20 protein-coding genes and 1 pseudogene are annotated in these 22,564 nt (G+C 66.0%); 4 read left to right on the forward strand and 17 right to left on the reverse strand.

What is annotated here, in order from left to right:
* Positions 1 to 5 precede the first annotated feature (5 nt).
* Positions 6 to 1,634 (forward strand): winged helix-turn-helix domain-containing protein, encoded by a 1,629-nt coding sequence (locus C6W92_RS06470; protein WP_129432190.1) that lies wholly within the window; start codon positions 6 to 8, stop codon positions 1,632 to 1,634.
* Between the two features lie 5 nt (positions 1,635 to 1,639).
* On the opposite strand, the gene C6W92_RS06475 is transcribed toward C6W92_RS06470, so the two are convergent.
* The 11 genes from C6W92_RS06475 to C6W92_RS06525 all read right to left on the reverse strand — a co-directional run bounded on the left by C6W92_RS06475 (position 1,640) and on the right by C6W92_RS06525 (position 13,853).
* Positions 1,640 to 1,960: an antibiotic biosynthesis monooxygenase gene (locus tag C6W92_RS06475; RefSeq protein WP_129432191.1), complete on the reverse strand. Its 321-nt coding sequence runs from the start codon at positions 1,958 to 1,960 to the stop codon at positions 1,640 to 1,642.
* Between the two features lie 109 nt (positions 1,961 to 2,069).
* The gene (locus tag C6W92_RS06480; protein ID WP_129432192.1) at positions 2,070 to 3,233 is read right to left on the reverse strand and encodes a serine hydrolase; all 1,164 of its coding nucleotides are present in this window, start codon (positions 3,231 to 3,233) and stop codon (positions 2,070 to 2,072) included.
* An 80-nt stretch (positions 3,234 to 3,313) separates the two neighbouring features.
* A complete protein-coding gene (locus tag C6W92_RS06485; protein WP_129432193.1) occupies positions 3,314 to 3,988 on the reverse strand; it encodes a nitroreductase in 675 nt (224 codons plus the stop codon).
* Positions 3,985 to 4,164: a hypothetical protein gene (locus C6W92_RS06490; protein ID WP_129432194.1), complete on the reverse strand. Its 180-nt coding sequence runs from the start codon at positions 4,162 to 4,164 to the stop codon at positions 3,985 to 3,987. Before C6W92_RS06490 ends, C6W92_RS06485 begins: the two co-directional genes overlap by 4 nt.
* Complete coding sequence (locus tag C6W92_RS06495; protein ID WP_129432195.1) at positions 4,164 to 5,285, reverse strand: primosomal protein N' (replication factor Y) - superfamily II helicase; 1,122 nt, start codon at positions 5,283 to 5,285, stop codon at positions 4,164 to 4,166. Before C6W92_RS06495 ends, C6W92_RS06490 begins: the two co-directional genes overlap by 1 nt.
* A 187-nt stretch (positions 5,286 to 5,472) precedes the next feature.
* On the reverse strand, positions 5,473 to 6,591 hold the full coding sequence (locus tag C6W92_RS06500; RefSeq protein ID WP_129432196.1) for an SPFH domain-containing protein: 1,119 nt from the start codon (positions 6,589 to 6,591) through the stop codon (positions 5,473 to 5,475).
* 25 nt (positions 6,592 to 6,616) lie between these two features.
* Positions 6,617 to 7,561, reverse strand: a complete 945-nt coding sequence (locus C6W92_RS06505) for a DUF2927 domain-containing protein (RefSeq protein WP_129432197.1) — start codon at positions 7,559 to 7,561, stop codon at positions 6,617 to 6,619.
* A 7-nt stretch (positions 7,562 to 7,568) separates the two neighbouring features.
* Entirely contained in the window at positions 7,569 to 8,768 is a 1,200-nt protein-coding gene (locus tag C6W92_RS06510) for a toxic anion resistance protein (protein ID WP_129432198.1), read from the reverse strand.
* A gap of 11 nt (positions 8,769 to 8,779) precedes the next feature.
* Complete coding sequence (locus tag C6W92_RS06515) at positions 8,780 to 9,682, reverse strand: 5-bromo-4-chloroindolyl phosphate hydrolysis family protein (protein ID WP_129432199.1); 903 nt, start codon at positions 9,680 to 9,682, stop codon at positions 8,780 to 8,782.
* A gap of 161 nt (positions 9,683 to 9,843) precedes the next feature.
* Complete coding sequence (mfd, locus tag C6W92_RS06520) at positions 9,844 to 13,320, reverse strand: transcription-repair coupling factor (RefSeq protein WP_129432200.1); 3,477 nt, start codon at positions 13,318 to 13,320, stop codon at positions 9,844 to 9,846.
* Positions 13,321 to 13,325: 5 nt separating this feature from the next.
* Positions 13,326 to 13,853, reverse strand: coding sequence for a component of SufBCD complex (locus tag C6W92_RS06525; RefSeq protein WP_129432201.1), 528 nt, complete (start codon positions 13,851 to 13,853; stop codon positions 13,326 to 13,328).
* A gap of 130 nt (positions 13,854 to 13,983) precedes the next feature.
* On the opposite strand from C6W92_RS06525, the gene hemB reads away from it, so the two are divergent.
* The 3 genes from hemB to eno all read left to right on the forward strand — a co-directional run bounded on the left by hemB (position 13,984) and on the right by eno (position 17,149).
* Positions 13,984 to 14,985: a porphobilinogen synthase gene (hemB, locus tag C6W92_RS06530; RefSeq protein ID WP_129432202.1), complete on the forward strand. Its 1,002-nt coding sequence runs from the start codon at positions 13,984 to 13,986 to the stop codon at positions 14,983 to 14,985.
* A gap of 133 nt (positions 14,986 to 15,118) precedes the next feature.
* Positions 15,119 to 15,679, forward strand: a complete 561-nt coding sequence (locus C6W92_RS06535; protein WP_129432203.1) for a YSC84-related protein — start codon at positions 15,119 to 15,121, stop codon at positions 15,677 to 15,679.
* Positions 15,680 to 15,874: 195 nt separating this feature from the next.
* On the forward strand, positions 15,875 to 17,149 hold the full coding sequence (gene eno / locus C6W92_RS06540) for a phosphopyruvate hydratase (protein ID WP_129432204.1): 1,275 nt from the start codon (positions 15,875 to 15,877) through the stop codon (positions 17,147 to 17,149).
* Between the two features lie 315 nt (positions 17,150 to 17,464).
* On the opposite strand, the gene C6W92_RS06545 is transcribed toward eno, so the two are convergent.
* The 6 genes and pseudogenes from C6W92_RS06545 to C6W92_RS06570 form a co-directional block, all read right to left on the reverse strand.
* Entirely contained in the window at positions 17,465 to 18,529 is a 1,065-nt protein-coding gene (locus C6W92_RS06545) for a dihydropteroate synthase (RefSeq protein ID WP_129432205.1), read from the reverse strand.
* A 3-nt stretch (positions 18,530 to 18,532) separates the two neighbouring features.
* Entirely contained in the window at positions 18,533 to 19,471 is a 939-nt protein-coding gene (locus C6W92_RS06550) for a methylenetetrahydrofolate reductase (protein ID WP_129432206.1), read from the reverse strand.
* A 30-nt stretch (positions 19,472 to 19,501) separates the two neighbouring features.
* Complete coding sequence (locus C6W92_RS06555; RefSeq protein ID WP_129432207.1) at positions 19,502 to 19,798, reverse strand: virulence factor; 297 nt, start codon at positions 19,796 to 19,798, stop codon at positions 19,502 to 19,504.
* Positions 19,799 to 20,044: 246 nt separating this feature from the next.
* Positions 20,045 to 20,698, reverse strand: coding sequence for a 50S ribosomal protein L25/general stress protein Ctc (locus C6W92_RS06560; protein WP_129432208.1), 654 nt, complete (start codon positions 20,696 to 20,698; stop codon positions 20,045 to 20,047).
* Between the two features lie 157 nt (positions 20,699 to 20,855).
* Positions 20,856 to 22,019: an alpha-hydroxy acid oxidase gene (locus tag C6W92_RS06565; RefSeq protein WP_129432209.1), complete on the reverse strand. Its 1,164-nt coding sequence runs from the start codon at positions 22,017 to 22,019 to the stop codon at positions 20,856 to 20,858.
* A 166-nt stretch (positions 22,020 to 22,185) separates the two neighbouring features.
* Positions 22,186 to 22,389 (reverse strand): annotated as a pseudogene (locus C6W92_RS06570) (2-oxo acid dehydrogenase subunit E2); the annotation flags it as partial.
* Positions 22,390 to 22,564: the final 175 nt, after the last annotated feature.

The raw sequence follows: 22,564 nt of genomic DNA on the forward strand, positions 1-22,564 counted from the left end.
ACGTCATGGCGTATCGTTTCGGCGAGTTCACGCTCGATCGCTCGGCCGGTCTTCGGGCGGGGGACGCTCCTGTGGCGCTTGAGCCGCAGGCGCTCCGGTTGTTGGAATTCCTGATCGAGCACCGCGCGCGGGTCGTGACCAAGCAAGACCTGATCGAGGAGATATGGCAGGGCCGGGCGATCACCGACGCAGCGCTGGCAACGCGCATCCGGGCGGTTCGGCGGGCGCTCGGGGATGACGCGGCGCAGCCGGCCTATATCCGCACCTATCCCAAGCGCGGCTTCCAGTTCGTGGCCGCCGTTCGGGAGGCGAATTCCACGGATCGCCTGCCAGGGCGCAGAGCGGTCGCACTTGCGGCGGTTCTTGCACTCGCGTTATTTGGCGCGTGGTTCGTGCTTCGGGTTCCCGGTGTCGACGGCGGCATGATCGGCAGGCCGTCGGTCGCGGTGCTGCGGTTCGACAATCTCGGGGAAGGGGCTGGCGACCGGTCCTTCGCAGATGGCCTGACCGAGGACCTGACCGCGCACTTGTCGCGCTACAAGGAACTGTTCGTCATTTCCGCCGGGACGGTCTTTGCCTACGGCGACGGGGCGCTTCGCCCGCTCGATGCCTCCCGCGAGTTCGGTGTCTCTTACGTCGCGCGCGGCAGCGTGCGACGGGATGGCGGGCGCATACGGGTCACCAGCGAGCTGATCGAGATCGCCACAGGTCACACCCTGTGGGCCGAGCGCTACGACCGGGCGCTGACGGACATATTCGCCGTGCAGGACGATATCAGCCGCTCGATCGCGGGCACCCTTGTCCCGCAGATCCTGAAGGATGGCGGACAGCGCGCCACCAGGGTGCCGACCGCTGACATGGGCGCCTGGGAACTCTACCTCGAGGCGCGCCTCCGGCAGGGCCGCTACAGCCGCGCCGATCAATCGGAGGCGGTGCGTCTTGCCCGGCGTGCGGTGGCCAAGGATCCCGGTTTCGCGGCGGCGCATTCGCTGATGGCACGGGCGCTCGGGACACTGTTCTTCTTTGGCTGGACGGAAGAACCCGGTGACACCATGGCCGAGGCGCGGGCCGCCGCGAGGCGCGCAATCGCGCTCGACGACAGCGATCCGCAGGCCTATGCCGCGCTCGGGTATATCCAGCGCTTTGCCGGGCAGGCGGAGCCCGCGATTGCCAATCTGGAGCGCGCCGTCGCGCTCAACCCCAACGACGCCCGCATCCGGCTGGAATTGGCCCACACGCTCGATTGGTTCCGCCTACAGGAGCGCGCGCTGCCGCAGATCGAGCTTGCCATCCGGCTCAGCCCGCGCGACCCGCTGATCCAGAACATGTATTTCTACAAGGGACACATCCTGTTCCACCTCGGCAGGCACGACGATGCGCTCGCGGCGGCGCGGCAGCTTGGCAGCGTCGCAAGCAGCGACACCTGGCGGGTTTTCCACCACCTGCTGCGTGCCGCGAACCTCGCGCAAATCGACAGGGCGGAGGACGCAGCGGCGGCCATCGCGGATGCGCTGGCGGTCAATCCGTCACTGTCGCTCTCGGCGATGCGCGCACAATTCGAAAAGAGCCGCAACCACCCGGAAAACCGCCGCGCTTGGCTGGCCGCGCTCGAACGGGCCGGGCTGCCGCAATAGCCCGATCAGCTTTCCTCGAGCACCGTCTCGAATCCCTCGAATTCCGGCGGCCCCAACAACGCGTCCTGCGTGCCGCGGTTGCCCGCGTCCTTGTGCGCAGCACGAAAGGCGTCGGATTTCGTCCATGCCTCGAACGCCGCGCGGCTCTCCCAGATGACATGGCTGGAATAGAGCCGGTGACCGTCGCCCTCGGGCCCCTTCAGCAGGCGAAACTCGCGAAAGCCGGGGACGCTGGCCAGGTGGCTTTCGCGCTCGGCCCACATCCTTTCGAAACCGTCCTCGAAGCCCGGCTTCACGCGGAACCGGTTCATGGCGATGAATGTCATGTCGTGCCCTTCCTTGTATCGGTGTGAAAGGCTGGCTTGGGCCGCGCGTGCGAGCGCTCCCGCCTCGCCCTGCGATCATAGCGCCCCGGCGCGCACTGGCAAGCCGCACTCAGAGCGCCGCTACGATGCTGCGCAGCGCGTCGATATTGCGCTCCCCGACCCCCGGTTCGCGAAAACCGCGATCGGCGGACGTGACCACGATCACCGCGTCGCGGGCGCGGTCGATATAGATATACTGACCATAGATGCCGTGCGCAAAAAACTCGCCCTCCCGCGCGTCGGCGGGCATCCACCAGTGCAGCCCGTATTGCAACGCGCCCTCGGGCGTCGGCGCGCTTGGCTCCGTCGAGGCGGCGATCCAGCCTGTGGGCACGATCTGCTGCCCGCCGTAGCGGCCCATCTTCGCCACCATCAGCCCGAAGCGGGCATAGTCGCGCGTCGTCAGGTTGAGTCCGCCCAGCGCAAAGGCCACGCCCTCGCCATCGGTGATGTAATCGGGCTCGGACTCGAACCCCAACGGCGCGATGATCCGCTCCGACAGCAGGCCCGGCAAGGCGCGCCCGGTAGCCCCCCGCAGCGCCATCGCCAGCGCGTGCGTGTCGATGGAGACGTATTTCCACCGCGTCCCCGGTGGCGCGGCGCGCGCGCTCAGCCCGGCGGCGAATCCGTCCATGGAGCCGCCCAGCGCCAGCACACGGCCCATGCGGTTGATGTCGGAATCGTAGTCCAGATAATCCTCGTCAAACTCGAGCCCGCTCGTCATCTGCAGAAGCTGCCGCAGCGTCACCCCGTCATAGGCGCTGTCCGCCAGACGTGGCGCGTAGCGCGTCACCGGATCGTCCAGCGAGTCGATCTCGCCGCGTTCAAGCGAAATCCCGATGAGCGCGGCAAGAAAACTCTTTGCCACGGACCAGCTTATCCGCCGGTCCTGCGCGGTGGTGCCGAGGTGATAGCTCTCATGCCTGATGCGGCCGTTATGCAGCACAAGGAGCGAGGTCACGTTGCGCGTCTCGACCCAATCGGTCACATCGGCGGGCAGGGTCATCTCCGGGCCTCGCGGCAGGTCCGATACCGGCCCGTCCCCACGCGGCACCGGCACGGTTAGAAACGCGCGCTCCATTCCCGAGAAATTCGTGACGATCTTTTCTTCGGAAAACAACGTGTTGACGGCGATGAGCCGCGTGATTTCTTCGCGCTTCCACAGCCCCACAACCGTTGCCGCCAGGACGAGGGCCAAAAGGACTCGTCCCGTCCATTTCAAGATCCTGCGCATACCGTCCCTCCTGTTTCCCCGCAGCAAAGCCAGCGCGGCGCGCGAATGCAAGCCTGACGCGACGGCGCGCACGCCGCTCTCTATCCTCGGAGGTCGAGCACCTCGTCGAGCGCCGCCCGCGTGGTGCGGAAGCGGTTGGCGGGGTGGTCCGGATCGGGTCGTCCAAACGAGATCGCGCACAGGATCAGCCGCGTTTCCGGCAGGTCGAAATGCGCGCGGACGAATGGCGCATAGGCTGCCACCGAGGCCTGCGCGATGCTGCCCACGCCCAGGGCCGTCGCCGCCAGCATGAAGGCGGTCACGAACCCGCCCGTGTCCATCGCGCCGTAGGGGCCCAGCGCGGCCTCGGAATGCACGATGGCCACGTGCGGCGCGCCGAAAAGGCGATAGTTCTCCATGCTTTGCTCGGCCCGCGCGGCGCGATCCTCGCGGGCGATACCCACCGCCTCGTAGAGTTGCAGCCCGCATTCGCGGCGCCGTGCGCCATGCGCGCCCGGATAGCGCTCGGGCCACGGCAGGTCGGGGCTTGGCGTGTCATTGCGCACGGCGTCAAGCAACGCGCGGCGGAACCGCTCGGTCTCCCCCCCGCGCGTCACCGTCACCTGCCAGGGCTGCGCGTTGCACCACGAGGGCGCGCGGCCCGCCGCCTGCACGATGCGCGCGATCACCTCGTCCTCCACCGGGCCAGGCAGGAAGGCCCGGCAGGAATGGCGCGCGTCCAGCAGGCCGCGCAGCGTGTCGAATTGGTCTGTCATGCGGGATCCTCTGTGCCCGGCCGGGTGTCCGAGAGGCGACCGCCCCCGGGCCACGGGTTCTCGGGATCGAACATAGGCATGGATTGCCCGGTGATCCATGCCCGACCGGTGATGACATCGCGCGTCTCGCCGTCGGCATGGGCGCGGGTGATCTTGATCGCCAGGGATGTGTGCATCAGAACCCGCCCTGTTCGAGCGCCACCAGGTAGCCGATCCCGCCGGCCACCGCCGCGCCGATCACCACGGCGACCGCGATCTTCCACGCCGACCACGGCCGCTCGCCCAGCACGCGGCCGGTGCGGGCGTTGACCACGAACCTGTAGGTTCGTCCCCTGAACCTGTAGGCTGCGAGCCAGACCGGCAGCAGGATATGCTTGAAGGTGGTGTCCCGCACCTCGGTGTCGATGTCATGGATGCGTTGCCGGTCGCCGCCGATATCGAACCGAACGTCCCGGGCGATGATCGCGTCCATCTTGTCGCGCGCCTGCGCGAATCCTTGTTCTAGATCAACGCTGTACCCCTCGGCGCGAAACCCCGCGAGGTACTCCGGCGCGTAAGGAACCAGCGCCGACAGGTCCCACGGCTCCAGCGCGTCGGTATAGCGTTTCGGCAAGGCGGTGGACGCCAGCACCAGCACATCGTCGAAGAACCGCGCCACCCGCCCCGACACCGCCCTCCACCTAACCTTAGCAACTTGAATTTGCTGACGTTTTCCGTTTCTCGTGACAGTGCGTGTCTCGTAATAGACGGTGCCACGCTCGCCGCGGTACTGTGACTTGGTGTCGGCGTCGAAGGTCCAGTAGGGCACGTAAATGCCTTGCATTTTCCGGCCCTTGCGGGCGTAGTTCTGCAACCCGTTCGGCGCGAACCACAGTCGCCCCAGCCAGTCGGTCATCGCCTTGCGGGCCTGCTCCTCGTCGAGCGAAAAAGGCAACAATGCCCGTGGCTTGATATGCCGGTGCGTGCCGGTATCGGTGACCACTGGCGAGGCGCAGAACGGGCATTCGGTGGCGTGGGTGTCGGTGCCCAGCTCCACCTGCGCCCCGCAGCTTGTGCAGGTGGTGACGCGGGTCTCCTCCATTTCCTGCGCGGGGAGTTGGTCGCGCAAGGCGGCGGCGAAATCCAGCTCCCTGATACCGCCCTGCCAGGGGCCGCCGGTCTCGATCCCGGCCACGTCGCCGCAGTGATCGCAGATCAGCCGGTCGCCGCCCGGATCATAGCGGTAATCCGCCCCGCAGCTTGCGCAGGGGAAGCGGTGTTTGATCTCGACAGGGGCAGGTGGCGGGGTATCTGACATGAGGCTTTCAGATGATTTGTGAAATAATTTCAAAGTGATACGATCCGAAGTTCAGACGCTTGTGGCGCGCGCCGAGGCCGCGTAGAGCAATCACAGCCATGTCGTCAGCCCGCCATCACGACGCATCAACAGCAGGCGCGCAGCAGTGAACTCGTGCAGGGTAATGGTCGCGCGGCGGCGCATCTGCTCAGGCGCCCGGCGGCGGGGGCGGCATGACGGTGAAGAGCTGCGCCAGTTCGGCGACGTCCTCGGCGCGCTTCCAGCCGTCCTGCCCTGCGGTCCAGACGAGCGTGTCGCGCGTCAGGCCGCCCTCGGTCACCATGCGCCCCAGCCGTGCCTTGGAATAGGGGCCGTGGGTCTGGCCACCCTCGGCGATGTGCCAGACATGTTCTACAGGCGGGGGCGGCGGGGCTGCCGGCGCCTGTTCTTGTGCGGGACGTGCGCCCCATGGCCCCTGATCGGCCATCTGCTGCGCCATCGCCATGCCCATTCCCATGCCAAGACCCGCGCCAATGCCGCCGCCTCCGCTCGGGTTCTTGGCCGCCGCGGTCATCGCCTCGGCAGTCGAATACTGGGTGAAGCGCGACAGGTCGCCCGCGATCCCCATCGAGGTGCGCTTGTCGAGCGCTGCTTCAACAGTGGGCGGCAATGATATGTTTTCAATATAGAATTCCGGGATTTCCAGCCCGTATTCTGTCACGATTCCGGTGATCTCTCCGGCCACCAGTTTGCCCAGGTCGCGCGTGTTGGCCGCCATGTCGAGCACCGGGATGCCGCTTCCTGCGATGATGCGGCTGAACGCCTGCACGATGATGTTGCGGATCTGGTAGCTGATCTCGTCCATGGTGAACTCACCGTCGGTGCCGACGATTTCGGAGAGGAACTTGGCCGGTTCCGACACGCGCACGGTATACGTGCCATAGGCGCGGATGCGGGTGGGGCCGAATTCCGGGTCGCGCAGCATGATCGGGTTCTTGGTGCCCCACTTCAGATTGGTGAAGCGCGTCGTGGCGATGAAGTAGATTTCCGACTTGAAGGGCGAGCGAAAGCCATGATCCCAGTGCTGGAGCGAGGTCATCACCGGCATGTTGTTGGTTTCCAGCAAGTAGAGACCGGGGGTGAACACATCTGCCAACTGCCCCTCGTGGACGAACACGGCGGCCTGCCCCTCGCGCACGGTGAGCTTGGCGCCGTACTTGATCTCGTGGCCCTCGCGCTCGAACCGCCAGACCATCGTGTCGCGCGTGTCGTCGGTCCAGTGGATGACGTCGATGAACTGGCCGGAGAGGAAATCGAAGATGGGCATATGGAAAGGCTCCTTTGCGAACGGGTCACACCGGCCCCGCCTGCCATTCGTCCAGCAGGCGGCGGAGGATGGGGCGGGCTTCGTCGGGGGTCATGCCGGGGGATAGGTCCGGATGGTACAGCAGGCGCAGCAGCATTTCGTCATGGGTGGTCAGCCACGCGAATTCGTCATCGTCGTTGAAGATCGAGGGCCGCGCGCGGGGACTGTCATTAGCCAGGCCCAGCCCCTGCGCCAGCTCTTCGTGGAAGCACGATTCGCGCATGAGTGGCGGGTGCTCGGCGCGGACCCATGCAATCGCGCGGTCGTAGGAATAGGGATTGCCGCGGTCGGAGAAGGCCACGACGAGGCAATGGATGCTGCGCGGCATGTCGCGAAAGACGCCAAGGGTTGCCGCGTCGATATCGGGGGCGATGCGGCGGACGCGGGCGAGACCATCGGCGTGGTCGTCCTCGCCCATGACCAGAACGTGGAAGTTGGCCCCGCGGCGCACCATCGAGATCGGATGGCGCGCTGCGTCTGCCAGCCGTTCGGCATAGTCGTCGAGCGTGGCGCGATCCGCCGCGCGCTGTTCCTCGGGCACCGAGGCGCCGAATTCCATCCCGATGCGTACCGGCGACGTCCATTTCCGCAGGCCCCCCGCGCGGCCCGAGGACGACCGAAATCCGGCACCGGGCGCGTATTCGTCGAAGAATACGATACGCTCGAAATTGCGCATCAGATCGGTGTCGGTAAAGGGCGTGTCGGGCCCGCCGCCATCGACACGCAGGAGGCCACGACCCTTGAGATCGCGCTCGATGCGCGCGTAATGAGCGACGAGCGCCTTGCTGCGGGCAGACGGGCCGTCGTCGCCTTGGGCGGGCGGACGCGGGGCGGAGGGTGCGGGCGCATCAGGCACCGGCATGTCACAGGCCGATAGCGCCAGCGCCAGCACCAGCCCTGCGAGAACGCGCACCGCTTGTCCCGCCGTCATCGCCGCCTCAGCCCTTCGGCACGGCGGTTGCGGCGGTGTCGCCCACCCCGTCGCCCCGTGACTTGGCCGAGGCGAGCGTGTCGCGCAGTTCGGCCTCCATTTTCTTGAGGTCTTCCTCGGCACGGGCGCGTTTCGCCTTGCCCTCGTCAGCGATGGTGAGGCTTTCCTCGATGGTGCCGATGAGATCGGCATTGGCCTGTTTCACCGCCTCGATGTCGAACACGCCGCGCTCCATCTCCTGCCGGATCATCTTGTTGCTCTCGCGCAGGTTGGCGGCGTTGGCGGTCAGCAGCTCGTTGGTGAGGTCGTTGGCGTCGCGCACCGCCGCCGCGGCCTCGGCCGAGCGTTGTATGGTGACCGCTTGCGCCAGTTGGGTTTCCCACAGCGGCACGGTGTTGACGAGGGTGGAGTTGATCTTGGTGACAAGCGACTTGTCGTTTTCCTGCACCAGCCGGATCGAGGGCAGCGATTGCATGGTCACCTGGCGCGTGAGTTTCAGGTCGTGCACCCTGCGTTCGAGGTCGTCGCGGGCGGCGCGCAGGTCGCGCAGCTCCTGTGCCTTCATCACCTGGTCGTTTTCCGGCGCGGCCTCCATCTCGACCTCCTTGGCCGGGATGTCCTTGTCGTCCAGCTCCTTGAGCTTTGCCTCGCCCGCCGCAATGTAGAGCGCCAGCTCGTCGTAGAAGGCGAGCGTCTTCTCATAGAGCATGTCGAGCGACTTTATGTCCTTCAGCAGGGTATGCTCGTGGCCAAGCAGGCTCTCGGTGATGCGGTCGATCTGGCCCTGTACCTCTTCGTAGCGGGCGGTGAACTTGGCGAACGGGGCGGCGCGGCCCAGCAATTTTTCCCACCAGGACCGCTCGCGGCGCACGTCCAGCTCGGAGACGGAAAAACCCCGGATCGTGGTGACAATGCCGCGCAGGGAGTCACCCGCCGGGCCCACGTCCTTGTTGCGCACGCCCTGCAGCATGGATTGCGAGATTTCCTGCAATTCCGCCTGCGCCGCCGAGCCGAAGGAGACGATGGACTGCGTGTCGGCCATGTCGATCTCGGCCATGCGGCGCGCGATCTCGGCGCTCTGGGTTGCATCGGCCTTTTCCAGCGGAACGATGGCATTGGCGTCCGTGGGTTCGGGCAGCACCGCGCGGCTCACGGACTCGATATCGGCGAGCACGGCCTCGGCCTGTCGGCGGGTGGCGTCTGACATGGGGGATCCTCTTAAGCTGTCTCTGTGGTCTCAAGATGTACGCCCTCGCGCTCGAGCCGGTCGCGTAGCACCTCGATCTCGATATCGAGATCGGTGCTGCTGTCGGCCATGAGCGCGCGGGTCTTGGCGGTGAAATTCTGTTCGAGGTCAGAGAGCAGCACGAGGTATTTCTCGCGTGCCTCTGCGTTCGGGGCGCGGGTGGCGAGATCGGCGTATTTCGCCGAGGCGTCGCGCGCGCCCATCAGGTAGACGCTGAGGTACTTGCGTGCCGCCGTAAGGTCGCGCGGGTCGTCCTCGACGGTGCGCAGCATGTCGCGCACCGTGACCTGGAACCGTTCGAGCCGCGCCTCGAGGTCGCGGTCGCGGGTTGCGGCGATGGCGTGGGTCATGGCGCGCAGGTAGTCCTCGGCCCGGTCCACCACGCGTGCCACGCGGTCGCTCTGAAAGCTGTCGATGCCCTCGGCGGACTTGTCGCGCAGTGGGTCGGGGCCGAAGGCGAGCAGGTGCAGCACCATCCCTGCGAGAGCGTAGATCGCGGGCTCGGCCACGCTGCCGCTTGCGGCATGGGCGGCCACGGCCAGCCCCGCGCCGGTGAGCACCGAGCCGAAAATCTTGCGCGGGATGGCGGGCCGACGGGCGATGCGGCGCGCATCATAGGCTTCCTCGGCGCGCAGCCCCTCGCGGGTGAGCCAGGCCGCCAGCAGCAGAAGCCCGAGGGCGACGAGGTTGAGCGCCATCTCGACCGGACCGCCGAAAAAGGCACGAAAGGCCAGCGGCAGGGGCGCGAGGAACAGCATGTTGACGCGACCGCCGACGCGTGTGCGCCGCGCGCCGCGATAGCCGCCGCGTGGGGACGGGGCCGGGGCGGTGTCGCTCTGGTCGGGGCTGTGTCTGCCGCCGTAGCGCTGCGCCATCACACGCCCCCCGCCACCGCCACGAAGGCGATGAGCGCCACCAGCAGGAAGAACGCCAGTTTCTGTAACCCGGTATCGCTCATGCATCCTCTCATGCCGCCCTGCGGCAAACTTAGGCGATGGGGGGCGGGGGCGCTAGGGGGAAGATGGCCGCGACCGGGTTAGCCGCGCGCAGCCTGGCGGTCCGGTTTCGCCTTCTTCTTTTCGCCCACCACCTTTTCGGCGAGATCGCGGGCAATGGCGAAGGCGCCGCGGACCCGGTCGGCCTCGCCCTTCCAGTCGCGGCGCACGACGATCTTGTTGTCGCGGACCTTGGCCAGCCCCTTCTGGTCCTGGATGAATTCCACCAGCCCCTGCGGCGAGGCGAACTTGTCGTTGTGGAACTGGATCGTCGCACCCTTGGGCCCGCCGTCGAGCTTGGCGATGCCCGCGCGCTTGCACATCGCCTTGATGCGCATGACCAGCATGAGCAGGTTGACCTCGCGGGGCAGGGGGCCGAAGCGGTCGATCATCTCGGCGGCGAAACCTTCGAGATCGACCTTGCTCTCCATCCCGCTGAGGCGGCGGTAGAGGCCGAGACGCACGTCGAGATCGGGCACGTAATCCTCGGGGATGAGGACCGGCACGCCAAGGTTGATTTGCGGCGCCCATTGGCCGTCGTCGTCGGGCAGGCCGGTCGCCTCGCCCGAGCGGATGCGCGCGATCGCCTCTTCCAGCATGGACTGATAAAGCTCGAACCCGACGTCGCGCATCTGGCCCGACTGTTCCTCGCCCAACAGATTGCCCGCGCCGCGGATGTCGAGGTCCTGCGAGGCCAGCGTGAAGCCTGCGCCGAGCGTGTCGAGGCTGCTGAGCACGCGCAGGCGTTTCTCTGCCCCCGGTGTCAGCGGCACGCGCGGCTTGGTCGTGAGGTAGGCATAGGCGCGGGCCTTGGAACGGCCCACCCGGCCACGGATCTGGTAGAGTTGCGCCAGCCCGAACATGTCGGCCCGGTGGATGATCATGGTGTTGGCGGTGGGGATGTCCAGCCCGGATTCGACGATGGTGGTGGCCAGCAGCACGTCGTACTTGCCGTCGTAAAAGGCGTTCATCCGCTGGTCCAGTTCACCAGCCGCCATCTGACCGTGGGCCACGACATAGGAAACCTCGGGCACCTGATTGGCGAGGAAATCCTCGATCTCGGGCAAATCCTTGATGCGGGGCACCACGAAGAAGGACTGCCCGCCCCGGTAATGCTCGCGCAAGAGCGCCTCGCGCACGGTGACGGTGTCAAACTCGGACACGTAGGTGCGGATCGACAGGCGATCCACCGGCGGCGTGCCGATGATCGACAGATCGCGAACCCCCGAGAGCGACAATTGCAGCGTGCGCGGGATCGGGGTGGCGGTGAGCGTCAGAACATGCACATCCGAGCGCATCTGCTTGAGCCGTTCCTTGTGCGCCACGCCGAAGCGCTGTTCCTCGTCGATGATGAGCAGGCCGAGGTTCTGGAACCGCACACTTTTTGCGAGGAGAGCGTGGGTGCCCACCACGATATCGGCGGTGCCCTTTGCCATCGCCTCGCGGGTGCGGGTGGCGTCGCGTTGCGAGACGAACCGTGACAACGCGTGGACCGACAGCGGAAAGCCGCGGAACCGCTCGGCGAATTCCTTGTAATGCTGGCGCGCGAGCAGGGTGGTGGGCGCGATCACCGCGACCTGCTGCCCCGCCATCGCGGCGGCAAAGGCCGCGCGCATCGCCACCTCGGTCTTGCCGAAGCCCACGTCGCCGCAGATGAGCCGGTCCATCGGACGCCCAGCCTCGAGATCGGAGAGCACATCCTCGATGGCGCGAAGCTGGTCCTCGGTTTCCTGATAGGGGAAGCGTGCCGCGAAGGCCTCCCACGCGTGGGGCTCGGCGGCGATGACGGGGGCGCGGCGCAATTCACGTTCGGCGGCGACGCGGATGAGCCGATCGGCCATCTCGCGGATGCGCTGTTTGAGTTTGGCCTTCTTGGCCTGCCACGCGCCGCCGCCAAGTCGGTCGAGCAGCCCCTCTTCATGACCGTAGCGCGACAGCAGTTCGATATTCTCGACAGGCAGGTAGAGCCTTGATCCTTCGGCATATTCCAGCACGAGGCATTCATGTGCCGCGCCTGCTGCGGTGACCACCTCAAGCCCCAGATAGCGGCCGATCCCGTGATCCACATGCACGACAAGGTCGCCCTGCGACAGCGCCTGTGCCTCGGTCAGGAAATTCTCGGCCCGCCGCTTGCGCCGAGCGCCGCGGATGAGCCGATCGCCCAGCACGTCCTGTTCGGAGATCACGGTGAGCGACGGCGCCTCAAACCCCTGTTCGAGCGGCCAGACCGCGAGGTGCAGCCCGTGGCGCCCCAGCCCGCCCGCATCGCGGATACCGGTCGCGCCGATCAGGCCCTCGTCGGCCAAAAGCCCCTCGATCCGTTCGCGCGCGCCCTCGGACCAGCACGCGACGAGCACCGGTCCGGCCTCCATCCTGGCCTCAACATGGTCTTTCAGGACGCTGAAAAGGTTTATTTTTTCCTGCTGCCGTTCGGGGGCAAAGTTGCGACCGATGCGGCCGCCCGCGTCGATTACGCCCGGCCCCGTGGGCCGTGGCAGCGCCGAGAACTGCAGCACCCGCCGTGTGCCGGTCGCGTCTTGCCATGCGTCGTCGTCGAGGTACAGCTCCTGGGGTGGCACCGGGTGATAGACCGCCTCGCCGCGCGCCTTTTGGCTGGCCGCGTGGCAGCGCGCCTCGTATTGGTCCCGAACCGCCTCCCACCGCGCGGCGCGGGCGGCGTCGGCCTGATCGTCGAGGGTGATGGCGGCATCGGGGAGGTAGTCGAACAGCGTCTCGAGCCGCTCGTGGAAGAGCGGCAGCCAGTGCTCGGCGCCGGCCGGTTTGCGCCCTGCACTGACGGATTCATAGAGTGGGTCGTCGGCCACGCCTGTGCCGAAGGCGATGCGGTAATTCTGCCGGAAACGGCGGATTGCGGTCTCGTCCAGGATCACCTCGGAGACGGGCGCAAGCTCGACGCGGGCAAGCTTTTCGGTGGTGCGCTGCGAGGCGGGATCGAAACGGCGCACACCGTCGAGCACGTCGCCGAAGAGGTCGAGCCGCACCGGCCCCGCCTCGCCGGGCGGGTAGATGTCGATGATGCCGCCGCGCAGAGCGTAATCGCCAGGCTCTGTCACGGTGGGGGCCTGCACGAAGCCCATGCGCACGAGGAAGTCGCGCAACGCCTTTTCGTCAATGCGCTCGCCCACCTCCGCTGCGAAGGCGCTCTCGCGCAGGACATCGCGCGCCGGGAGGCGCTGCGTTGCGGCGTTGAGCGTGGTCAGAAGCACGAATCGCTGCGGCATTCCGTGTACCAGCCCCGCCAGCGTCGCCATCCGCGCCGCCGAAATCTCGGCATTGGGCGAGATACGGTCATAGGGCAGGCAATCCCAGCCGGGAAAGCGGATAACCGGCATGTCGGGGGCGAAGAAGGCGAGCGCCGCGGCCATCGCCGCCATCCGCTTGTCGTCGCGTGCGACATGGATCACCGGACCCTCGCGCGCCGACACCTCGCCCAGCACGAGCCGCGCGTCGTACCCCTCGGGCGCGCCGCCCACGGTGATATGGCTGGCCGCTCCCATGCCGGTCAGCCGAGCGCGCCGATCGCCATGTTCTGGTACATGCCCCACATGGCGGTGACAAAGATCGAGACCATGCCGACCGTCTGCACCGAGAGGCGGTGACGCGACAGACGTGCGATCAGGGCCTCGCCACGCAGTGCCTCGTCGCGGATGCGGCGCGCGGTGCGCAACGACAGCAAGCCCACCCCGGTGAGCGGGAAGGCCAGCATGAAGACGGCCTGCGAGAACTCGTTGCCGTAGACGAAGCCGAGGATCGCCAGCGAGGACAGCGCGAAGGCGGCGATCCCGGCGAGCAGCGTGCCCGACTGGTTCGCCACGTAGAGCAGCCGCCCGGTATTTATACGCACCATGTCCTCGAAATCCTCCATCGCCGTTTCGCCCTGACCGCGCCGTGCGCGGATCGCCATGTCCCAGGGCACGCCCAAGACCCAATGGCTGACGGTCGACCATGTCACCGCCAGCGCGATCCAGAACCAGAGGTTGCTGAAGGAGCGCAGGTCGATCAACTCGAAAACATTGTCAAGAAGGGTCAAGGCCGCGCCTCTGTCACTGTATTGCCCGCCCTCTTAGCGCTCGTGCGCGGCAATTCCTACCCTTGAGATGGTGGAATTTCCGTGCAAATGAGGCAGGGTTCCGAATGTCCAAGCCCGCGGAGAGCCCGCCATGACCCCTGTTCAGGCCCCCTATCCCGCAAACCGCCCGCGGCGCCTGCGCGCGAGCGGCGCGCTGCGCGACCTCGTGGCCGAGACCACGCTCAGCCCTTCCGACCTGATCTGGCCCGTTTTCGTGCGCGATGGCGAGGGGGTGGAAGAGCCGGTGGCCTCGATGCCCGGCGTGATGCGCCGCTCGATCGACAAGGTGGTGGAGGCCGCGCGCGAGGCGGCTGATCTCGGCATCCCGGCGATGTGCCTGTTTCCCTATACATCGGCAGAGCACCGCACCGCCGATTGCGCCGAGGCGTGGAACCCCGACAACCTCAGCAACCGCGCCACCCGCGCCATCAAGGCCGCTGTGCCGGAGATTGCGGTGATGACCGACGTGGCGCTCGACCCCTATTCGGATACCGGCCATGACGGGTTTGTCGTGGATGGACGGATCGTCAACGACGCTACCGTCGAGGCGCTGGTGAAACAGGCGCTGGCGCAGGCAGAGGCGGGGGCCGACATCCTGGGGCCATCCGACATGATGGATGGGCGCGTGGGCGCGATGCGCGGGGCGCTGGAATCCGCGGGACATTGGGACGTGGCGATCATGTCCTACGCCGCCAAGTACGCCTCGGCCTTCTACGGCCCGTTTCGCGATGCGGTCGGGGCGTCCGCCGCGCTCAAGGGCGACAAGAAGACCTACCAGATGGACCCGGCCAACAGTGACGAGGCGCTGCGCATGGTGGCGCGCGACCTGGCCGAGGGGGCGGACATGGTGATGGTCAAGCCGGGGTTGCCCTATCTCGACATCTGCCGTCGGGTGAAGGAGCGCTTTGGCGCACCAACTTTTGCCTACCAGGTGTCGGGCGAGTACGCGATGATCCGCGCTGCCGCGCTCAACGGCTGGATCGACGGCGAGCGCGCGATGATGGAGAGCCTCGGCTGTTTCAAGCGCGCGGGTTGCGACGGCATCCTGAGCTATTTTGCCCCCGCCGCCGCGCGGCTGATGGCGGCCTGCTGATATCTGCGCGGTATCTTGCGCAGAACCGCAATCCTTGGTGACATTGGTGGCCGGCTCGACTATATTGAGTGGCAAGAGTCCGGCTAGGCGAAACGACCGGGCGCAATCAGACGCAATCGAGGCAGGCAAACACATGAGCAATCTCACGAGACGCGGATTCACCCTTGGGGCGCTGGCAGGCATGCCGGTTCTCGCCGCATGCGGCAACGGGGTGGGCAGTTCTGGCGGCGCAAAGATTGACGCGCGCGTGAACGCAACGCTGTCGCACATGTATTCCAACTATCCCGGCACGCGCGATCTGGCCGACAAGGCGACCGGCATTCTTGTCATGCCGGTGGTGACCGAGGGGGGGATATTCGTGGGCGGCGGCTATGGCCGCGGGGCGCTCCGGATCGACAACGTCACGGTGGACTACTACTCGGCCACCAAGGGCAGCGTCGGGCTGCAATTCGGCGCGCAGCAATTCGCCCATGTGCTGTTTTTCATGACCGAAGAGGCGCTGGAAAGGTTCCGGCGGTCGTCAGGCTGGGCCGCGGGCGGCGATATCGAGTATGTCTTCAACGACCGGGGCGAGAACCTGCGTGCCGAGACCACGACCTCCACCGCGCCGGTGGTGGCGGTGATCTTCGGACAGGCGGGGCTGATGGCCGGCGTTTCGCTCGAGGGCATGAAATACACCCGTATCATCCCCTGAGCGGGGGATGGCCGGGGGTCTGGACAGAACGTGACCCTCTGGGGTTCCACGCGCGGCTAGTCGCTTCACACCCGACGTCCACTCAATGCCAGTTATCCCTCCCCGGAGCCCTGCCTTGCACGCGCCGCGTTTGCATTGGCGGGGTTTCTTGCTATGGGGCGGGCAGGTTTCATTCAACTCCGGGACAGACACGCCATGAGCAGCATCATCGACATTCACGCCCGCGAAATCCTCGACAGCCGGGGCAACCCGACGGTGGAGGTCGAGGTCATCCTGGAGGACGGCACCATGGGCCGCGCCGCGGTGCCTTCGGGGGCCTCGACCGGCGCGCACGAGGCGGTGGAGAAGCGCGACGGGGATCCGGCGCGCTATGGCGGCAAGGGTGTGCTGGAGGCCTGCGCGAGCGTCAATGGCGAGATCGCCGAGGCGCTCTTGGGCATGGACGCGACCGAGCAGGTGGCCGTGGACGAAACCATGATCGAGCTTGATGGCACCGCCAACAAGGGGCGGCTGGGCGCCAACGCGATCCTCGGCGTCTCGCTCGCCTGTGCCAAGGCGGCCGCCGACTACAGTGCACAGCCCCTCTATCGTTACGTGGGGGGCACCTCGGCGCGGGTGCTGCCCGTGCCGATGATGAACATCATCAATGGCGGCGAGCATGCCGACAACCCCATCGACATCCAGGAATTCATGATCATGCCGGTGAGCGCGGGCACGATCCGCGAGGCGGTGCGCATGGGTGCAGAGGTGTTTCACACGCTCAAGAAGGAACTGAACGCTGCCGGGCTCGCCACCGGGGTGGGCGACGAGGGCGGATTTGCCCCGGCGCTGTCGGGCACGCGCGATGCGCTGGATTTCATCCTGCGGTCCATCGAGAAGGCGGGCTATACCCCGGGCGAGGATATCCACCTCGCCCTCGATTGCGCCGCGACCGAGTATTACAAGGACGGCAAGTACGAGATGGCGGGCGAGGGGGCGAGCCTCACGAACGAGGAGAACGTCGCCTATCTTCAGTCGCTCTGCGCCGACTATCCGATCATCTCGATCGAGGACGGCATGGCCGAAGACGACTGGGACGGCTGGAAAATGCTGACCGACGCCATCGGCGACAAGGTGCAACTGGTGGGCGATGACCTGTTCGTGACCAACCCCGCGCGGCTGGCCGAGGGCATCGAACGCGGCGCGGCCAATTCCATGCTGGTCAAGGTCAACCAGATCGGCACGCTGACCGAGACGCTGCAGGCGGTCGAGATGGCGCATCGCGCGTGCATGACCAACGTGATGTCGCACCGCTCGGGCGAGACCGAGGACGCGACCATCGCCGACCTCGCCGTGGCCACCAATTGCGGGCAGATCAAGACCGGCAGCCTCGCGCGGTCGGACCGGCTGGCGAAGTACAACCAGCTCATTCGTATCGAGGAGATGCTGGGCGAGAGTGCGCGCTATGCCGGGTCGTCGATCCTGAAGTAAGCGGCGGGAGGCGTGTTGCTAAGAGGAAGACGACCGGATTTCTGTCAGGACTCCGGTCGCGCGTATGGGGGCTCAAGTAATTTCCGGGGGCGGGTAAAACCCTGGCCCGTCCCGCTCTGCGTTAGGTTATTCAACCTACACGAAGAATCCCAGCAATCCGCAAGGGTCCGTGGTATCAAACGCTCCCCGCGCGTGGGGGGCGTCTTCAAGTCACCCGTAGCTCTGTCCGCCGTTTGCACCAGCGCGGACGATTCCGAGCGGACGCGCTGCGGGGCCGCCACGCTGGCGAAGTCGTGCGCCAGCGTGGCGTGGCGCTCAGGCCCTGCGGCGGCGGCTGCGGCTGCCTGCGCGGCCGCCCGAGCGCACCTCTTCGCCGGGCTTCGGCGGGGCCTTGTTGAACTTGATCCAGTTGCCGCCGTGGGGGTCGTTGGCCATCAGGAAATTCGCGGCGTGGATCGCCTCCATCTCCTTGCCTGCGCGCGCCTTGGTCGATCCCAGACCGAAGAGCTGGCAGAAGGTCTCGTCGTCCATGTCCTCGGGAATCACGAGCCCGGTCGCGGCGACCTCGGCCTTCTTGGCCTCGATCTCGGCCTGTTTCACCGGCAGCGCGATCGGGTTCATGATGGCGCTTGTCATCCCCGCCTCGATCGCCATCGGCAGGAAGGCATTGTTGATGCCGTGCCGGTTGGGTAGCCCGAAAGAGATGTTGGATGCGCCGCAGGTGGTGTTTACGCCCAGTTCCTCGCGCAGGCGGCGCACCAGCGTGAACACCTGACGCCCGGCGGTGCCCATCGCGCCCACCGGCATGACCAGCGGATCGACCACGATGTCATGAGCCGGGATGCCGAAATCAGCGGCGCGCTCGACGATCTTCTTGGCGACGGCAAAGCGCACGTCCGGATCCTCGGAAATGCCGGTGTCGTCGTTGGAAATGGCCACAACCGGAACGTTGTATTTCTTGACCAGCGGCAGCACGTATTCCAACCGCTCTTCCTCGCCGGTTACCGAGTTCAGGAGCGGGCGGCCGTGCGCGGCCTGAAGCCCGGCTTCCAGCGCCGCGGGAACAGAGCTGTCGATGCACAGCGGCAGATCGACCAGCCCCTGCACCAACTCGACGATGGCCGTCATCAGCGGCGGCTCGGTCTCGTTGGGATTGGGGTTGGAGTTGTAGACCACGCCCGCGTTGATATCGAGCACGGTGGCGCCCGCTGCGGCCTGCGCCACGGCGTCGGATTCCACGGTGGAATAGTCGCCCGCCTCCAGCTCGGCGGCGAGCTTCTTTCGGCCGGTGGGGTTGATGCGTTCGCCAATGACGCAGAACGGCTCGTCAAAGCCGATCACGGCGGTCCTGGTCTTGCTCTCGACGATGGTGCGGGTCATGTCTTATCCTTGTTGCGCAGCCGGGGTGCCCGAGGCACCGCCGTTGTCGATCACCCATTGGGCGTTGGTCTTGATCCCGCCCAGCGGGAAGAAATGCACGCGCTCGATCAGGCAATCGGGATCGGCGGCCTTGTGGGCGGCCAGCGCGGCGAGAACCTCTGTCGGCTCGTAGGGCAGCAGAAGCTTGGAGACATCCATTGCGCGTTTCTGAAGCACTTTCAAGGACGGACCGACGCCGCAGGCGATGGCGAACTTGATCAGCGTCTGAAGTTTGGCGGGTCCGGCGATGCCGATATGAATAGGCATGGTGATGCCCGCTTCGCGCAGGGCATCGGCCCAGGCGATGATCGGCTTCGAGTCGAACGCGAACTGCGTCGCGATGGCCATTTCGGCATCGGTGGTCTCGGAGAATTTCTGCTTCCAGCGCAGCGCCTCCTCGACGTTCTTGCGGCTGCCATTGGGGTCGATATCCTTGTTGCCCTCGGGGTGGCCCGCAACATGCAGCCGCTTGAAACCCGCGCGGTCAAACGCGCCCGCCTCCAGAAGCTGCATGGAGGAATGGAAATCGCCATGTGGTTTTTCCACGCCACCGGCGAGCAACAGCGCCTGGTCGACGCCCGCCTCGCCCTGATAGCGGGCGATCCAGTCCTCGAGCGTTGCCTGGTCTTTGATGATGCGCGCCGGGAAATGCGGCATCACCGGATAACCCTCGCGCGCCACGCGGCGTGCGGTGGCGACCATGTCCTCGATGGGCGTGCCCTCGATATGGGCGATGTAGACGCGCGTGCCCTCTGGCAGAAGGTCACGGAAATTCTCGACCTTCTCGGCGGTGCGCGGCATCACCTCGATCGAGTAGCCCTCGAGAAACGCCTCGACCTGCCGGTTCACGGGCGGCTTTGCGGAGGTCGCGGTGTCACGCTTCCTGAAATTCAAAAGAGCCATCGCGGCCTCCCATAGCGATGCGGGTCGCATTCACGCCCAGCCATCATTGCCGATGAGCGCCCTGAGACGCTCGGTGTCGTAAAGGGCATCGAGCCGGGCGGCCTCGCTTTGCGCGACCTCGTCGGGATCGCCCTCCACCGGGTAGGCATCGCCCTTGCGCCACTCGGCGAGATAGTCGTCCGTCCCCGCCGCCCCCGTCTTCATGGCCGCGCGGTCGATGGCCTGCTCGAAACGCTCGGGCAGTTGCACCTTGGACCCGCGCCGACCCTTGCCGACGATGACCTGCGCGGGAATGTCGCGCCAGTAAACGATGGTGACATCAACCATGACCGATTCCCCTTCCGTGGGCTCTGTCTAATTCACGCCGGGGGCGCGGCAGTGCAGGATTTCGACTTAACAGCGACGTGGAGCGACGCGCCCAACCTAGTCATGCCGCGCGCGCCCCGCCACCGTCCGGCTTTGGAATAATTCTCAAGATCATGTTGGCCCGGCGCGAGCAGGTCACGCACGAAAACGGGCGGCACCATAGGTGCCGCCCGTTTAGTCTCTCCACTGCAATTGCAGAGATGCGCCTCAGGCCTCGGCTTCGGCTTCTTCTTCGGTTTCGGCTGCGACTTCTTCGGTCTCGTCCTCTTCATCCTCCTGGCTCTTGAGCGCGGAGGGGGCGGAGATGTTGCAGATCACGAAATCGCGGTCGATGGTCGGCTTGGCGCCCGCGGGCAGATCGACCATCGAGATGGTCATCGTATCGCCGATATTCTCCATCTTCGTCAGGTCCACGACGATTCTCTCGGGAATGTCGCCCGCCGTCACCACGACCTCGATCTCCGGGCGCACGATGGTCAGCACGCCGCCCTTGCGCAGCGCCTTGCACTCTTCCTCGCCCTCGAAATCGACATGGATGAACAGGTTGATCTTGGTGGTGCGGCGCAGGCGCATGAAATCGACATGCGTCGGCAGGTCCTTGACCACGTCGCGCTGCACGTCGCGGCAGATTACGCGCACGTCCTCGTGGCCATCGACCTTGAGGTTGAACAGGGTAGACTTGAACCGGCCCTTCTTGAGGCGTCGGATCAGCTCGTTATAGGGCATCTGTATGGGCAATGGATCCACGTCGCCCCCGAAAACGATCCCCGGAACCAGGTGTGCGCGGCGCACGGCACGAGCGGCGCCCTTGCCTGTCCCCGTGCGTTCCTGGGCGTGAAGATCAGGAATTTCTCCAGCCATGTTGTCTCTCCTTGGCAAAAGGCGGGGTGCCTCCAAGGCTGTCACCCCGCGTGAAGCCGCGCTGATAGCCGACCACGGCCCCGTTGAAAAGAGCAAAATGCCCCGGTGCCGGGCTTCACCACTCCACGAGCACTCATGTCGTGACCCTCGCCGTGCCTCACACCCAGTCCCCGGCAAAATCCTTCGGGATCATCAGCACGTCGCGGTCCAGATCGTGCACGTCACGCCGCCCGCACAGCCCCATCGAGGTGTCGAGCTCCTTGGCTATCACCTCCAACGCACGGGTCACGCCCGCCTCACCCATCGCCCCCAGCCCGTAGGTAAAGGCGCGCCCGATATAGGCGCCGCGCGCGCCCAGGCTGAGCGCCTTGAGCACGTCCTGGCCCGATCGGATGCCGCTGTCGAGATGCACCTCGATCTTGTCGCCCACGGCATCCATGATCGCGGGCAGGGCGCGGATGGACGATAGCGCGCCGTCAAGCTGCCGGCCACCGTGGTTCGACACGATGATCGCGTCCGCGCCCACGTTGAGCGCCTCCGCCGCGTCGCGCGGATCCATGATCCCCTTGATGATGAGCGGGCCGTCCCACATTTTGCGGAATTGCCGGATGCGGTCCCAGTCGAGCGCCTGGTCGAACGCCTCTGTCGTCCATGCAGAGAGCGACGAGGGATCGGTCACGCCCTTGGCATGGCCCACGATGTTGCCGAAGCTGCGCCGCTTGGTCCCCAGCATGCCGAGGCCCCACTGCACCTTGGTCATCATATTCGCCACGCTCGCGGGCGTCAGCTTGGGTGGTGCGGACAGGCCGTTTTTCAGATCCTTGTGCCGCTGACCAAGCATTTGCAGATCGACCGTGATCATCGCCGCCGAGCATTTCGCGTCACGCGCACGGTCAAAGAGGCGCTGCATGAAATCGTCATCCTTGAGCGTGTAGACTTGGAACCAGAAGGGTTTGGTCGTATGCGCGGCGACATCCTCGATGGAACAGATCGACATGGTCGACAGCGTGAACGGCACGCCGAATTTCTCCGCCGCGCGCGCCGCCTTGATCTCGCCATCGGCGCATTGCATCCCGGTCAACCCCACCGGCGCGAGCGCCACCGGCATCGACACGTCCTGCCCGATCATGGTCGAAGCGAGGTTGCGCCCGGTCATGTCGATGGCGACGCGCTGTTTGAGCAGAAGACGCGAGAAATCAGAGGTGTTTTCGCGAAAGGTTTGCTCGGTCCAGCTCCCCGATTCTGCGTAATCGTAGAACATCCGCGGTACGCGGCGGCGGTAGAGGGGTTTGAAATCGTCTATGCATGTAATGACGGGCATGGGCAGCACTCCGGGAATTGGTCAGGTATCCTTACCGCCTGACGCACCGCCGCGCAATCGACAGGTTTGCCGCAGGGGTCGGGTCCCGGGGGCATGCAACATCGACGAACAGGCGAAAGGCGGGTGCGTGCGCATGAATGCGGCGCGCTTCTTTGTGCGCCGCGCCTCAGGCGAGCATTACCATCGGGTTTTCGAGGTTCTCGACGATCTGCGTGAGCAGGTCCGTGCCCACCACAGGCTTCTTCAGCCCCGCGCCGACGGCGAGGATCGCGCCATGCGGCGGGTTGATGACCGCGTCGAAATTCTCGGTCTCGAACATGCCGAGATTGGAGATGGCGAAGGTACCACCCTGATACCTTTGCGGCGACAGTGGGGGCGCGTCGCGTCTGGCGAGCCAACATCCTGCGATAATCTCTTTAGTATCCACGCCCTGGAGCAAACCCTCCGACTTCCAGTCGGACCTGCTTCAGCGTGAAAGAATCGTGTTATGATCGTACCCTCAGAAAAATGAGCCGCAGCCGGGTCGAAGGCTCATTTTTCTGAGG

It is taken from the genome of Roseovarius sp. A46 (assembly GCF_004126395.1).
Lineage (GTDB): Bacteria > Pseudomonadota > Alphaproteobacteria > Rhodobacterales > Rhodobacteraceae > Roseovarius > Roseovarius nitratireducens.